General features: G+C 37.2%; 16 protein-coding genes and 2 pseudogenes. 7 read left to right on the top strand and 11 right to left on the bottom strand.

Translation table 11 applies throughout. The features are described from left to right. Positions 1-174: 174 nt before the first annotated feature. The 6 genes from EXE10_RS18910 to EXE10_RS18935 are packed head-to-tail and all read right to left on the bottom strand — an operon-like array spanning position 175 to position 3,087. Positions 175-1,098, bottom strand: a complete 924-nt coding sequence (locus EXE10_RS18910) for a helix-turn-helix domain-containing protein (protein ID WP_130114426.1) — start codon at positions 1,096-1,098, stop codon at positions 175-177. Further along, the gene (locus EXE10_RS18915) at positions 1,095-1,568 is read right to left on the bottom strand and encodes a class I SAM-dependent methyltransferase (protein ID WP_130114427.1); all 474 of its coding nucleotides are present in this window, start codon (positions 1,566-1,568) and stop codon (positions 1,095-1,097) included. The genes EXE10_RS18910 and EXE10_RS18915 overlap by 4 nt, the downstream gene beginning before the upstream one ends. Then, positions 1,565-1,873 carry a hypothetical protein gene (locus EXE10_RS18920; RefSeq protein WP_130114428.1) on the bottom strand — a complete coding sequence of 103 codons (309 nt, stop codon included), beginning with the start codon at positions 1,871-1,873 and terminating at the stop codon, positions 1,565-1,567. Before EXE10_RS18920 ends, EXE10_RS18915 begins: the two co-directional genes overlap by 4 nt. Further along, entirely contained in the window at positions 1,870-2,241 is a 372-nt protein-coding gene (locus tag EXE10_RS18925; RefSeq protein WP_228256863.1) for a hypothetical protein, read from the bottom strand. Before EXE10_RS18925 ends, EXE10_RS18920 begins: the two co-directional genes overlap by 4 nt. 50 nt (positions 2,242-2,291) lie before the next feature. Next, the gene (locus EXE10_RS18930) at positions 2,292-2,780 is read right to left on the bottom strand and encodes a phage regulatory CII family protein (protein WP_130114429.1); all 489 of its coding nucleotides are present in this window, start codon (positions 2,778-2,780) and stop codon (positions 2,292-2,294) included. 58 nt (positions 2,781-2,838) lie between these two features. Further along, positions 2,839-3,087: a hypothetical protein gene (locus EXE10_RS18935; protein WP_130114430.1), complete on the bottom strand. Its 249-nt coding sequence runs from the start codon at positions 3,085-3,087 to the stop codon at positions 2,839-2,841. An 11-nt stretch (positions 3,088-3,098) separates the two neighbouring features. Here EXE10_RS18935 and EXE10_RS18940 point away from each other — a divergent pair, with 11 nt between their 5' ends. The 7 genes from EXE10_RS18940 to EXE10_RS18970 all read left to right on the top strand — a co-directional run bounded on the left by EXE10_RS18940 (position 3,099) and on the right by EXE10_RS18970 (position 9,936). Further along, positions 3,099-3,968: a S24 family peptidase gene (locus EXE10_RS18940; protein WP_228256864.1), complete on the top strand. Its 870-nt coding sequence runs from the start codon at positions 3,099-3,101 to the stop codon at positions 3,966-3,968. Between the two features lie 221 nt (positions 3,969-4,189). Then, positions 4,190-4,657: a hypothetical protein gene (locus tag EXE10_RS18945; RefSeq protein ID WP_130114431.1), complete on the top strand. Its 468-nt coding sequence runs from the start codon at positions 4,190-4,192 to the stop codon at positions 4,655-4,657. Then, positions 4,657-5,310: a polymer-forming cytoskeletal protein gene (locus EXE10_RS18950; protein WP_130114432.1), complete on the top strand. Its 654-nt coding sequence runs from the start codon at positions 4,657-4,659 to the stop codon at positions 5,308-5,310. Before EXE10_RS18945 ends, EXE10_RS18950 begins: the two co-directional genes overlap by 1 nt. Then, the gene (locus EXE10_RS18955) at positions 5,310-5,672 is read left to right on the top strand and encodes a hypothetical protein (RefSeq protein ID WP_130114433.1); all 363 of its coding nucleotides are present in this window, start codon (positions 5,310-5,312) and stop codon (positions 5,670-5,672) included. Before EXE10_RS18950 ends, EXE10_RS18955 begins: the two co-directional genes overlap by 1 nt. A gap of 11 nt (positions 5,673-5,683) precedes the next feature. Further along, entirely contained in the window at positions 5,684-6,874 is a 1,191-nt protein-coding gene (locus tag EXE10_RS18960) for a hypothetical protein (protein WP_130114434.1), read from the top strand. A gap of 383 nt (positions 6,875-7,257) precedes the next feature. Then, entirely contained in the window at positions 7,258-8,406 is a 1,149-nt protein-coding gene (locus EXE10_RS18965; protein ID WP_130114435.1) for a tyrosine-type recombinase/integrase, read from the top strand. 384 nt (positions 8,407-8,790) lie between these two features. Then, positions 8,791-9,936, top strand: a complete 1,146-nt coding sequence (locus EXE10_RS18970; protein ID WP_130114436.1) for a tyrosine-type recombinase/integrase — start codon at positions 8,791-8,793, stop codon at positions 9,934-9,936. 70 nt (positions 9,937-10,006) lie between these two features. Here the strand turns inward: EXE10_RS18970 and EXE10_RS18975 are convergent. The 5 genes and pseudogenes from EXE10_RS18975 to EXE10_RS18990 all read right to left on the bottom strand — a co-directional run. Next, positions 10,007-10,253, bottom strand: a pseudogene (locus tag EXE10_RS18975) (RHS repeat domain-containing protein); the annotation flags it as partial. A gap of 317 nt (positions 10,254-10,570) precedes the next feature. Then, on the bottom strand, positions 10,571-11,011 hold the full coding sequence (locus EXE10_RS18980) for a hypothetical protein (RefSeq protein ID WP_130114437.1): 441 nt from the start codon (positions 11,009-11,011) through the stop codon (positions 10,571-10,573). Positions 11,012-11,014: 3 nt separating this feature from the next. Continuing rightward, positions 11,015-11,506, bottom strand: a complete 492-nt coding sequence (locus EXE10_RS22185) for a DNA/RNA non-specific endonuclease (RefSeq protein WP_416346112.1) — start codon at positions 11,504-11,506, stop codon at positions 11,015-11,017. 59 nt (positions 11,507-11,565) lie between these two features. Further along, positions 11,566-12,880: pseudogene (locus EXE10_RS18985) on the bottom strand (polymorphic toxin-type HINT domain-containing protein); the annotation flags it as partial. After that, positions 12,868-13,398, bottom strand: coding sequence for a DUF2247 family protein (locus tag EXE10_RS18990; protein ID WP_130114438.1), 531 nt, complete (start codon positions 13,396-13,398; stop codon positions 12,868-12,870). The gene EXE10_RS18990 and the pseudogene EXE10_RS18985, both read right to left, overlap by 13 nt. Positions 13,399-13,538: the final 140 nt, after the last annotated feature.

The raw sequence follows: 13,538 nt of genomic DNA on the forward strand, positions 1-13,538 counted from the left end.
ATTGGGTAACAAGCCTTGCATACAGCCTCGTATTGCTTATGCATTCCTGTTTTTTTGTTTTCTTCATTCGATGGTAGAAAAACTCATCATCTAACGGGTAGTAGTCCTCGCAATATTTACAAAGCTTTTCTTTTCCAAGCTCTGTGAATATGTACATTGGTTTTTTAGAATCTTTCATGCTGCTGCACCTCTGCCCTTAGGCTTAAAACCAACGTCAGCAAGATATGATTTCCAATTTTGAAGTTCATTCGGGTCTGAAAGTTTTGCAGCAATGCGACCTGCTAAGTTTTCGTATGACTCACCCGCAGTGCTGTACTTGCTAATCACTTCAGGATGGTGAGCAAGTTTGTTGGCAAACGCGTAGATCTGCTGCGGTGATGAAAAAGTTAGAAATTCAGAATGACCATTGGCTTTCCCGTTGTCTGCCTTGTCGTATTTGTGTCGGTTTCTCAAAAGCGTGTCTGCAAAATGGAAAATCAAAAGATCATCACAAAGATTCTTGTCAGCATTGAAAAGTTCGAAAGCACGTTTTTCGCGCTCAAACCAACTTGCTTCGATAATCGACTTTGGCACCACCGTGGGATCTGCTTGATCTAATTCCAAACGAAGTTTTTTCAAACAAAGCCAGTCTTTTTTATTTTTAGATTCTAATGGGAGATTCATTGGGAGATTCTGTGTCCCAAAATTGGTACTGGTTGCGGTACCAATTTTGGGACTAGTTCCCGTTCCAATATTGGTACTAGTACCATTTTTGGAACTAGTACCTAAATGAACACTAGTACCATTTTCGGTACTAGTCCCATTTTTGGTACTGGTATCTGGACAATCTTCACGTCCAAATACACCAATTAACTGATAGACTTTTACGCCATTTCCTTTAATTTCACCCGTAAATTTGATGAACTTTTTGAGTTCAAGTTCATCTAAAACTTTAATGATCGTTTTGCGATTTAAGGTCGTGTCTTTCTCTAATCGCTTAATGCTAGGAAAGCATTTATGATCATCCCCAGCTCGGTCAGCAAGCGCTAAAAGTACAAGTCTTTCACTTGCACCTGAAACTGTTGCTTTCCATGCCCATACGGTTGCGTCAAGGCTCATAACTCACCTGCCTTCATAAAACAGAACCAATGTGTATTTGCACGTTTACCACTTGGATGCCCAATAAATGGTTTTTGATCAGTAAGTTTTAAAATTTCAGAAACCTTAATCTGTGTTTCGTTCCACTTGAAAATCAGCACACCGTTAGGTTTTAAAATTCGAAAACATTCGAAAAAACCTTGTTTTAAATCATCTTTCCAATTTTGATTAAGCTTTCCGTATTTGAGTGCTAACCAGCTTTTTTCGCCCGCATGAACTAAATGAGGTGGATCAAAAATAACGGCATGAAATGAATTAGATTCAAATGGAATATTCCGAAAATCCATCTGAATATCAGGATTGATCTCTAAAGAGCGACCATCGCATAAAATGTGGCTTTCTCTACGAATATCGCAATAAGTCACATCTTTGTTTTCACGATCAAAATGAAACATTCGAGAACCACAACAGACATCAATAATTCTTGTCATGCCTCACCCACCTCTTCATTCATTTGAATGAAACGACCATATTTAGAAATCTTTTCAGAACGCAATAAACTGCCAATAACTTCACCGGCTTGCCAAATTGTAAGCCTGTGTTCATTCATTAAGGTTTCCATAAATTCTTGCTGAAGAACCATTGCATTCTTTTCATCACGTTTGATTTTGCGTAAATTCGCACGGCGAACATCAAGCATTGAATCCAATGATTTCAATGCAGGTTCATACCATGATTGAGTCCACTGGATTTGTTTATGCTCTGGTGCTTTTTGGAAATGTTGATTTGTAGTCATGAAACCTCCGCTTGTGATAATTCAGCATCTGTTAAACGACGATTAGCTTGAATTTCTGCTGTTGAGGCTAGGCGGATTTCATCAATATGAGCCATTTCGCCATCTTCTGCATATGGTTCACCGATATAGCAATAATCAGGATGTACTGTGCTGTATATTGCAAAAACATATAGCGTGTCATCATCACCAGATATTTTTACAATCAAGTCATCCATCTTGAATGCAGTTTTTACATAAGCACGATCAGGTGCCACACCCGATTCAAACTCTCTTTTTTCAATTTCACGTACTAGACAAGTTTTACACTGTTCGTTTTTAAACTCGGTGCATTTGCCCTTACATGAGTGTTGTGATAAATTTGTTTCCATATTCAATCCTTGTTAACGTTTTGAATTGCCGAAAAGTCTGAGCTGCAATCTCAGGCTTTTTCTATTTCTACAGCTGCTGTATATCTCTGCATTTGTTTTAATGCCGCTTGATCTGCTGCCTTAGCAAGATCAATAATTTGATTAAATATGTTGTGAATTTCCTCATATTCTTGTGGTGTAACCACACCATCTTCATATGCTTCATAAACCTTGGCATTTGCTTGGCCTGTAGTTATGTTTTGCTGCATCATTGCTTCAAAAATTGATAATTCACGATGCTTTTCACCTGCCCCACCTACGGGTACCAATGCATGCCCCATCAAATGAGCCCAACTTCTCAACACTTCGACATTGCCTGTAAACAGCATCATTGCTTCAAATTTTTTTAAGCTCGGAAAATAGTCCATATTCGGATTGCCATAGTTGAGGATAGTTTTTTGAGAATCCCCTACTGCTTCACCAATTTGGGTGGCGTCAATACCTGGTGATTGGTGCACCATTTTCCAAAGCGCAGTTTTCGTTTGCTTATTTAGTTCCATTTGTGAATCCTTGAATTTATTCACATTTACTTGCATATGAATTTTGATAAATAATTAATCAGGCACTAAGGGCTTGATTGCGTACGTAATCGAAATCAACATCTGGGCATAAGTCATCGCATGGCACACAACCTTTGCTTTCCCTATCAATTTTGATGGCAAGAGCTGCACCACATTTTCGGTTGCCGTACATAACAAGCTTTAAATAACCAAGTGACGTATCGCATTTGCTAGCAAATGCTTCCCTTTCTTCATCTGAAGGGAAACTTTTTAAGTAGCTAATTAGCGACTGAATTTGAATCTTCATTGCTAATCCTAATGACAAATAGATTATCATTAAATTTATCATTTGATAATCAAGAATGCAATAGTGAAATTAGCGTAAATATTTCTAAGTTGTTATCATTTGATAAATCGGTGTGTATGAATTTTTTAGCCATGAATGTAAAGGAAGTAAGACGTAATAACTTGCGTAACCTAATTGACGCTTATTTAAGTAATAAAACTTATGAGCTCCAAGAAGACTTTGCTTTGGCTGTAGGTATTGATAAATCATATTTATCACAGATGCTTATGGAGCCTGAACAAAAAGGTGCTAGAGGCGTAAGTGAAGCAAAAGCAAGACAAATTGAGGAAAAACTTTCACTTGAATCTGGATACTTAGATAGATTTGAGCCAGATAGCCCTTTCGGATCTAGTGAAATAGAATCAGGTATATTAAGGCCTAAAGATAAAGGACTTGAAAATTCAAACTATGTCATAGTCCCAGTGTTTGATGTTAAGGCAGCTTGTGGATCAGGCTATACAAATCAAAATGAACTTATGAAAGGTGGTCTTGTATTTAAAGAATCTTTCCTAAGGCGTGTTGGAATTTCTCCGAAATTCGGGGATTCTGGAATAATTACAGGAGATGGTGAAAGTATGTCACCGACGCTCAATCATGATGATTCAGTTTTGGTTGATCTAAAAATTAAAAGCCTTGATGATGTTGTAAGTGGCAAAGTTTATGCCTTCGTAGCTAATAAAGAATTGCGTATAAAGCGACTTTTCAAAAATGTTAATGGTAGCCTTCGGATTTCTTCAGACAATAATGATAAAACAACTTATCCTGATGAAATCATTGATGTAAATGATCTTCATGTTATTCAAATATGCGGACGCATCAAATGGCGTGGTGGAGAACTTTAAAACCTGTTAAGAACTATTACAAATTTAAACCCGATTTATATCGGGTTTTTTATTACCTTAATTATCATTAATTTATCAAAACATAACTTAATATTGATAATTTATTTATCATTTGCTATTGCTATGTAATTTATCTTTTGATAATTTAATTATCACTAGATAGCAAAAAGCCCTAACCAACTCTCACACCGATCAGGGCTATTTACATTAACGAGGCAATTATGAATGCAAAACTCAATCCAATCAATCCCGCTGTTACACATGGTGTACAGCCTTTTGGCTTTATTAAAGTCGCAGCACTTGCGGGCTTATTCACTACAGGTGTTATTGCATTCGCATATAACCCTGATGCAGCCGAATACAGACCGCCTGTGACGATTCCCGCCATCGCCCCATCTAACTATGAAGTTCAGACTCTGAAATTGGATTCTGATCATTCGGGTACAGGTTTAATCAGACTTGATGATTTCATTCTAAAAGTTGGTTTCGACTTTGAACAATACCCTGTCGATTACGGCGTTCCAAGTGCTAAAAACATAGAAATCGAAGTTTCAAACCTTGCCATTGATGACGTCAAGTCTATCTACGGCGCTGAATTTAATGACTTCACTGTTGATGCTGACCATCGTGCGATCAATCAATTAATCGCTGGCTACATCATGCGTAACAAGTTGGTGGAGGCGATCTAATGTCTAACAATAAATACGAACTCCTTGATAACGACACAATTACAACTCCATCTGGCCGAGTCTTAAAACGTATTCGCGCATTAGTTGCTATTGGTTTGCTTGTGTCACCTGGCGAGCTTGGCGGATATATTGAATCGGAAGAAAATCTTTCTTGTGATGACAACGCTTGGGTTTCTGGCAACGCTCGGGTTTCTGGCAACGCTCGGGTTTTTGGCAACGCTCGGGTTTCTGGCGATGCTCGGGTTTATGGCGACGCTTGGGTTTCTGGCAACGCTCAGGTTTCTGGCGACGCTTGGGTTTCTGGCAACGCTCAGGTTTCTGGCGATGCTTGGGTTTCTGGCAACGCTCAGGTTTCTGGCGATGCTCGGGTTTCTGGCAACGCTCAGGTTTCTGGCGATGCTCGGGTTTATGGCGACGCTTGGGTTGAACAGCGCACTGACATATTTTGGATTTCAATTATTGGAAGTGAAAACGGCACATACACCGCATTTAAAAATAAAGATGGCGGAATTTCTGTAAATCGTGGTTGCTTTAACGGAACTCTTGAGCAGTTTACAGATGCTGTTAATGACAAACATAAAGGTCAAATTCACAGTGAATACCAGCTTGTTATTGAGTTAACAAAACTTCGTTTAAGTGTGGAGGTAATCTAATGAATCTACTCACCAAACCCACTTTCTTCTGCCAATTCGACAGTGAAACGTCACAAGGTGCTCGTTACCGTGTGGGCATTGAAAAGCCTACTTTCTATGTTTTGAAGCCGAAAGTTAAAAAAGATTTTGCTCTTAAAGGCTTTCAGCAAAAGTACGATTTGTATCGTGAATATCCGAATACTTTGTTCAAGATCCAAGATAACAAAGTATCAGCAAAGTTGAATGCGATGATTTCTAAAGCTGTAAATGCTAAATCAAATTCAGATCACTTTGAAACGCTAAATAGTATTGGCTACTTTGAGCGTCCTCGTTTCTCACCAAACCAACGCATTGCTTATAACAACGCTTTGTTCAACGCTTAGGAGTGGATTAAATGGATATTCTTAATTCTGCTGCAGCACTTGAAGCAATCAATAATGGCTTTATTGTGTTATGTCGTAAAGTTGGTGATGATTCTGAGTTTCTAAGCTTAGAGCGTTTTTCAGCAGACATATTTTGCAAACAGGATCATGAATTCCAAATCCAACAAAAATTTATGAAAATTGGATCAAAAATAATAGAGACACCTGAATCGGTTGCTTCTGAAGAATTGCTTAAAAAAGGTGTGATTTACTTTGCACCAAATTTATTAAATTCGGATCACCCAAGCGAAATACCAAACACTCCAAAAAATGAGCAAGTATTGCGCAATCTTATTCATCAAAAATTACTGCACTATTCAGTAGAAAATGCTGTCCTTCATTGCAAAGCCTTGATTGAGATTAACGGAGGTTCTTTAGATTTATGCGAACCTATTGTTGTGAAAAAACGTGAACGCAAGGAAAAAGTATCCAAAGCTGAAACAGTAAATACAGATAAGTCCGATGTATTGATTGGTGATGTTTCATCTGATCACGGCGAAACCAAAACCAATGAGGTTGTAGCAAATGACCTTTTTGATCATACAGATCAGGTAGAAGATGGGGTGCTTAAAAAAACTGATTCAACACCAGTTAAAGCGACAAAAGCTGAAGGACCTAAAGTTGCTGATTCCATTGATGCCAAAATTGAGCATACCAACCAATCTGATAAATGCTCGCAATACATAAGCAAAATCAATAGTGCTAATGCTGAGTTAGCAAAAACACTTGAACGCATAGAAACTGAGGTTTCACACGACTTAAACTTACCTGTTTTAAGTAAAAATAACTTAATCTCCATTCTGCAAAATAATATTCAAACTGTTGAATATGCAGAATACGAAACTATGCTGAATTTTCTTTTAAATCAGATCAGCACAGCAGACACACCAAAAGCAATCAACTCACTTGTTAAACACACAACAAAATGGACGTCTGAACAGCGCGCACCTCTTTTAAGTGCTATGCATAAGCGTCTTGCTGAATTAAACCCAATTGAAAGCTCTGAATCTACATTCATGTCAAGAATCAGTAAATCTAAAACCGTAGCTGAACTAGATAATATCTATTCCGAAGTTAAAAACCTAGATCCTGAAGTTCATGAACGATTAGCTAACTATATGAACCAAAAGCGTGTAGACATTGACGCTCAAATGTTGAGTTAAGCCATTATGAAATTTAAATATTCAACAATTACTCGAACACTTACAGTCACTGGCAAAAAGATGACACACATTTTTGACAATGTTTCATTATCTGAAATTAATGATTTGATTGATAACGCAAAGTCCAAAGAAGCAAATTGGAGAGCAAAGTCATGAAAACTCCTGAATTTGAACTTAAGGATTGAGCTTATGACCAATGAAATCACTGAAGCTCTTTTGGAACTTGGACTTACAGCTGTTGACTGGGTAAGTGCTACACGTTTTGCCGAACTCACAGGAATTGAAGAGGCTAAATTAACATATCGTCGGAAGCACTGGCCAGAAGATCTGGCGTGGGCAAAACAGGACGGAAATATCTATTATTCTATAAAAGGTTACAATCAATGGCTAACGGATCAAGCACGAAGTCGCTACCTCAAGGCGTGCGGCTCAGAAACGGAGCAATCCAAATCTACTTTGAACGCAACAAGCAAAAGTACAACATCACACTTCCGCACCCCGCAAGCGCGGAAGGTATTAGCGCAGCCAGTAAAATTAGAGATCAGCTAATCACAAAGGCTCAGTGGGGTATTCTTACTGAGCACGATATTGCAAAAGCAAGAGGTGAATCAGTTGATGAGCAGTATGTTATTGTTGGTGATGGTGTGCTGTTTCAGGAAGTTGCACAGAAATACTTGAAACATTGTGAAAGCAACTTAGATACAAAAAAAGGATATCGTAATATTTTACAAAAACACTGGATGCCATATTTTGCTTTAATGCCTATCCACAAAATTACTACTGAGGATATTAAAGACATTATTTTAGAAGAAGACTTTCAGACAGCAAAGACTTTAAATAATTGCTTAATACCATTACGTGGAGTATTTGCAGCTGCTGTTGAAAGTAAATATATCACTGAAAATCCAATACAGAATATTCGAAATAAAAAGGTTCAAATTGATATTCCAGATCCATTTTCACGTGAAGAAATGAGTGCCCTACTATCTTGGCTGAACACTAATTTAAAAGGCAAAGATCATTTCTATTATTGGTACTACGAATTAGCATTTTGGTGTGGTTGTCGACCTTCTGAACTCATTGCTCTCAGATGGTCAGATATTGACTGGTTTAACGGTACCATGCGTATCAGTAAAAGCCGTGTTCGTGGTGTTGAAAAAAATGTAACAAAGACTCATACAGCGCGTGAAGTTTATTTAAATGACAGATCAAAGATAGCTTTAAAAGCAATTCAAGAACTCAATCTGCAAAATGACTATGTAATGATCTGCCCTGAAACCAGTGAACCATTTTTTAATGAAAAACCACCACGTATTAGACTAGTGGAGGCGATGAAGAGCTGTATGATTCGTCACAGACCAGCTTATAATGCTCGGCATACATACGCTACAATGTTGCTCATGGATGGTGTAAATCCTGTTTTTGTTGCAGATCAACTCGGACATAGCTTGCAGATGCTTATTAAACGTTATGCTAAGTGGATACACGGCGATAAAAACAAAATTGAAATGGCTAAATTAAATACTAAATAAATGGTTTTTAAACATTAAAATCCACATTTAAAGTGGATTTTTTTTGCCTCAAATTTGACAGGATTTTTGACAGGCTGATTTGAAAAACTATGATAGACTATAAAAGTTAACCACCCTAAACCATTGATTTAATTAAGAGTAAATTTAATAAAGTATGATTGATTGTTAATGTTTCGGGTTCAACTCCCGCCATCTCCACCAAAATTCAATTCAGAGATGTTCGACTGAATGTAAAAAAGCCTTTAAACTCAATGTTTAAAGGCTTTTTTATTGGCTCTACTGTCCGACCTTATCCGAAGCTATTTGACCCAAACTTTGCTCTCATCGGGTAATTATTGGGAAAATTTACCCACGAACTACCACTACTACAAATGGGTAAAACTTATGGCTCTTACTGATAACGAATGCAAAAAAGCTCAACCTAAAGATAAGCAATATCGTCTTTCGGATTTGAATGGCTTATCTTTGATCGTGACACCTAAAGGTAATAAATATTGGAATGTACGAATCACTGTACATGGTCAACGTAAATCTGAATCTCTAGGACATTATCCAGAATTAAGTTTAAAAAAAGCTCGTGAACTTGCAAACGAACTTAAATATAAATTTTCTCGATTTTCTATTCATGAGGAATTAAAACCCCTCTTTCGTGAAGTTGCTGAAGAATGGTTTAACAATCAAAAAGAAACTTGGTCTACTAAGCATATTAGCAATGTACGCGCTTCTTTAGATGAGCTTTATACAACTCTGGGGGACAAACGAATCAATCTGATTCAAGCCCCTGAAATTTTGCAGAATATTAAAGTTATCGAAAAGCGTGGCTCTTTAGAGGTTGCTAAACGTACTTTATCTCGGTGTGGCATGGTGATGAAATATGCAATAGCACATGGCTATCGTCTTGATAATCCTGCGAGTGATTTAGTTTATGCCTTAAAGTCTAAACGTGTGACGAATTTAGCTTCTTTGCCTGCCAGTGAAATTCCTCTATTTTTATCAAGAGTAAGAGCTTACCCAAGTGATGCTCAAACCCATCATGCAATTATATTGGTTATGCTTACAGGTGTTCGTATTGGTGAGTTGCTTCAAGCTCGGTGGGATGAGTTTGATTTAGCCGAACGTAAATGGGATATCCCTGCTGAACGGATGAAGAATGGTTTAGCTCATCGTGTACCTTTAACAGATTTGATGATCAGTGAGCTACAAGCTCTTCGTTTAACGCATAATCGAGATCTTTTATTTCCTCATAGACTGAATAATAAAGAACCTATGCGAAGTGAATCTATCCTCCAAGTGATTAAACGTGCTGGCTATGCTGGGCGTATGACCACGCATGGCTTCCGTTCCTTATTCAGTACTGTAGTCAATGAATCAAATTTATTTAATTTTGATGCTATTGAACGCCAACTTGCCCATGTTCCTCAAAATCGGATTCGATCTGCTTACAACAGAGCACAATATTGGGATGAACGTGTCAAGATGATGGACTGGTATAGTGACAAAGTGAAATTATGGTTAATTGAAATATTATAACATTTCATATACTTATTCTGACAGTTATTCTAAAAAGGAAACTGTCAGATCAGCTTTAAGTAGTACACCTAATTGGATCTTTACTTACAAACCTCCTCACATAAGGTGAATAATAACGAAATGGTTGTAATGTAGCCCTCGTCTCTTGGTCGAAGTACTGCCCTTGAAAGCGAATGTTATTACTGATAATTTCTAAGCTTTCAAAGAAATTAGATTTTGCATTTTCAGAGTTACCACTTCGAGCGTAGTGCTCGTGCAAAGCATTGCTTTACTGACACGAGCTCACCCCACGCCTTATAATTCGCTTTCCAAATGATCACTCATTTCTTGAGGTGTAACCTTTATGATATCCATTATAGTTAGGCCGTTTAAGAGTGATTGGGTTGAGTTTTGTGAAGAATATAAAACGACATAATACATGTGCTTCTGTCATTTCAGGCAGAAGCAACAATCTACTAATTAACGATCAAAAAATATAAATGAAATGAACTTACACAAAATAATTAACAGTCTCCTGCATTTACACAGAATAATATACACCCTCCTGATTAAACCGAATTCACGTTAATTTTTCATACACTATTACCCGTCAAAAAAAGCCCTGAGACAAAACTCAAGGCTTTAAAAAACCGCTCTATAATTTATTCTGTTTTTTCAGTTCTACTCGTTTTTCCCACTCTTCCAATGGAATATTATTTTCATCCAATTCTTCTCGTTTTAAATCACTTACTCCTTTCATATATAAATTTACCCAATCATCACTTTCAGGAATATAAGCAAAATCTATATTGAATTTTCCTTGTTCAGTTAAAGAAATTTTATAATGATTCCATTTATCCTTAAACAAATCATGATTTATTAAATCACCCATTAAATCTCGAATTTGCCATTCTATTTCAGTAGGTTCCTGGCCAAAATCGAATGAGCTTGTAATACCATTTTTTAGAGTAAAGTCAACCCCCCATCCTCGATAAGTAGAATAAAGCTTCCCAGTAAAATAAATTATTTTAGCTTCTTGGGGCATTATTGACCATAAAAGCTCCCCTATTTTTTGGTAGATAGCCTGATCATTCATAAGTTACTTTCCTGTTGCTGAATTTTTTAGCTCTAATGACTTCTGTTTAACACCATTAATACTTTGATTAACTATAAAAGAAGTAGGACGTTTGCTAGTATCCGAATAAATCGGTTGAATTGATACCTTAACTTCTTTATTTTGTTTCAATGCATCTTGCCATGTTTTTTCAAGCTGTCCCCACTCTCCACCACCACCATTAAACTTCTTATCCATCGGAACGATATTAATGCCTTCACCTGGACCTTTAAACATAGAAGCAATTAAGTGACCGCCATGATCTTCAGGAAGCCTACCATTATTTTTACCTGAATTTTTCTGCTGATAATTATTCCGATCATTAGCTTCCAATTTCAAATTGGCTTCTACATTATTTACACGACCATTTGCATCTGTTTTATAAGTATAACCATTATCAAGCTTATAAATTGTGTTTGCTTCGGGCTTATTGGCAATTTTATTCCAATCACCTTTCTGCCCAGATTTCAAATTCACATATCTAGCATCTATTTTTGTAATCGTAGATGGTGTTTGGGTAGATGGTTTAACTGGGCTATTTGGTACTTTAATTTCACAACAATTCGCATTATGAACCCAAGTACCAAGCCTACCTACATGGTAGGTATGGAATCCATCAACTTCGATATTATAAACAGTTTCAACTTTATTGGGGATCAATACTTGGCTAACAATTGTTAACTCGTCATTATTCCGATCTAATAAAGTCATACCAGATTGAAGTAATGAAGCCTTTAACCAACCAAAATTCTTAATCCAGAACGGGTGTTCGGCTGTTGTTTCAAGTGTTTCTTGTTGACCTGTTTTATTTTGGATAACAACTTCAAATATCGCTTGCTCTGCTGTTACTTTTGTTGCAATCACAGGACGATAGCCATATTCTAAAGTAACATCATTCCTTGCCCAAACTAGCTCACCACCCTCAAATTTCTCTACAGCTTTCAGTCCTTCACTCGTTTCAATCAGAGTACCTGCTGTAAAACATGCTCCTCCAGTACATGCTTTTACTGCATCATTCATTGCTGCTTTCATTCCAGCAACATCACCAGCTTTTTCGGCAATATCGTAAGCTTTTTGTGCTTTATGGTAAGACTTAGCCGCATCTCCAACTATAGGAATCAAACCTACACTAGCAAAGAAATAGTCTCCAAAATCTTGTGCTTCATGAAATCCCTTGATATCTCCAATAATAGGAATGAAATCTAAAGTTAGACTCCCTCCACCTTTTAAAAATTCTTGACGCTCTTTATACATTTGTGCTGAACAAGCTGTAGCTGTTAGCCCTGCACAATTTTTCTGTTTATATTGCTTGTTTTGTTCATTAACAAACTCTTCTGCTTTTTGGGCTGGTGTCTTACCTTCTTTTGCTGCGATATAAAAATCTTGGGCAAAGTTATTCTCTACTGCATTCTGCCCAACTACACCTGCAAGCTGTGCATTAAATGCTGAATCTCCTACAGTTCCACCTGCAACTGCACCAATCGCTGCCGTCAAATCTCGGATTTGAGTCTTCACATCTTCAGGTAACAGATTCGGAATAAACTCTCCTTTCTCATTCTGATAGCGTGGGTCATCTTTATATTGATTTGCAAAGTAATTCGCTGCTGCTTCGCTCGCAACTGCAGCCGTTCCTCCTGTGGCTGGGTTACCACCATTCACATAGGCAAGCGTTGCACCCAATATCACATGGCTAACCATTTGCGCTGTGGTGTTCTTGTCCTCACCATGACCAAATTCTTGCCCAATCACTTGTGCAGCATACGGTGCTCAGGTATTGCTCACCACTTGTAAGTCGGTTTGTCCGCCCAGTGCTGCGGTAATCGCTGTAGTTACGGCATTTACGTTCTTCGCTCCTTATTGAGCTCCAAATTTAACCAATCATAATTAATACAAATCATTCTTTTATAATTTTCCTCTGTATAATAATCAGAAGCATCTAAATCATTATTTACACCTTGAATCATATGCGGTGAATTCTTTGGCTGCCCCCAATCAATCCAAAAATTTGATAACTCTAATAGACCATATACTGGGTCTAAGCTCAGTTCGTTAAGCTTCAAGTCCAAACAAACTAATAACCACTCATGAGATGATTTTGAAATATCAATATTTAAATTATTTACTACTTTTCTCAAAAGATTTAAAACATCATCTCTTGAAGTATCTTTATCTATAACTAACAATTCATTTAAGACTTTAGATAATTCGTTGGGAATAACCTCTGTCCTTAGAAAATAATCTTCTACAAAACTACTTACCATCTCATTACTTAAACAACCATATTTTGGAACTCCTATATATCCAATATAGATAGTTCCAAAATTATCAAAATTAAGCTGTTTAAGTTTTTCATATGCTTGAGTTATCATGGTTTAGTTGGCACCCCTGTAATTTTACCATTTGGAATAAACATTCTATGCGAGACTCCACCTAATTTAGGATCAACTATCCACTCAAAACGACCAACAGTACCATTCATACTACCTTCAATTTGATATAGACTTGCACC

It is taken from the genome of Acinetobacter sp. WCHAc060033 (assembly GCF_004209125.1).
GTDB classification, from domain to species: domain Bacteria; phylum Pseudomonadota; class Gammaproteobacteria; order Pseudomonadales; family Moraxellaceae; genus Acinetobacter; species Acinetobacter wuhouensis.

Bases quoted from the DNA above. Each gene is read 5' to 3' on its own strand.
- EXE10_RS18935 (WP_130114430.1), bottom strand. From the start codon at position 3,087: ATGAAGATTCAAATTCAGTCGCTAATTAGCTACTTAAAAAGTTTCCCT.
- EXE10_RS18980 (WP_130114437.1), bottom strand. From the start codon at position 11,011: ATGAATGATCAGGCTATCTACCAAAAAATAGGGGAGCTTTTATGGTCA.
- EXE10_RS18930 (WP_130114429.1), bottom strand. From the start codon at position 2,780: ATGGAACTAAATAAGCAAACGAAAACTGCGCTTTGGAAAATGGTGCAC.
- EXE10_RS18945 (WP_130114431.1), top strand. From the start codon at position 4,190: ATGAATGCAAAACTCAATCCAATCAATCCCGCTGTTACACATGGTGTA.
- EXE10_RS18960 (WP_130114434.1), top strand. From the start codon at position 5,684: ATGGATATTCTTAATTCTGCTGCAGCACTTGAAGCAATCAATAATGGC.
- EXE10_RS18990 (WP_130114438.1), bottom strand. From the start codon at position 13,398: ATGATAACTCAAGCATATGAAAAACTTAAACAGCTTAATTTTGATAAT.
- EXE10_RS18920 (WP_130114428.1), bottom strand. From the start codon at position 1,873: ATGACTACAAATCAACATTTCCAAAAAGCACCAGAGCATAAACAAATC.
- EXE10_RS18910 (WP_130114426.1), bottom strand. From the start codon at position 1,098: ATGAGCCTTGACGCAACCGTATGGGCATGGAAAGCAACAGTTTCAGGT.
- EXE10_RS18970 (WP_130114436.1), top strand. From the start codon at position 8,791: ATGGCTCTTACTGATAACGAATGCAAAAAAGCTCAACCTAAAGATAAG.
- EXE10_RS18940 (WP_228256864.1), top strand. From the start codon at position 3,099: ATGACAAATAGATTATCATTAAATTTATCATTTGATAATCAAGAATGC.
- EXE10_RS18955 (WP_130114433.1), top strand. From the start codon at position 5,310: ATGAATCTACTCACCAAACCCACTTTCTTCTGCCAATTCGACAGTGAA.
- EXE10_RS18950 (WP_130114432.1), top strand. From the start codon at position 4,657: ATGTCTAACAATAAATACGAACTCCTTGATAACGACACAATTACAACT.
- EXE10_RS18915 (WP_130114427.1), bottom strand. From the start codon at position 1,568: ATGACAAGAATTATTGATGTCTGTTGTGGTTCTCGAATGTTTCATTTT.
- EXE10_RS18965 (WP_130114435.1), top strand. From the start codon at position 7,258: ATGGCTAACGGATCAAGCACGAAGTCGCTACCTCAAGGCGTGCGGCTC.
- EXE10_RS18925 (WP_228256863.1), bottom strand. From the start codon at position 2,241: ATGGAAACAAATTTATCACAACACTCATGTAAGGGCAAATGCACCGAG.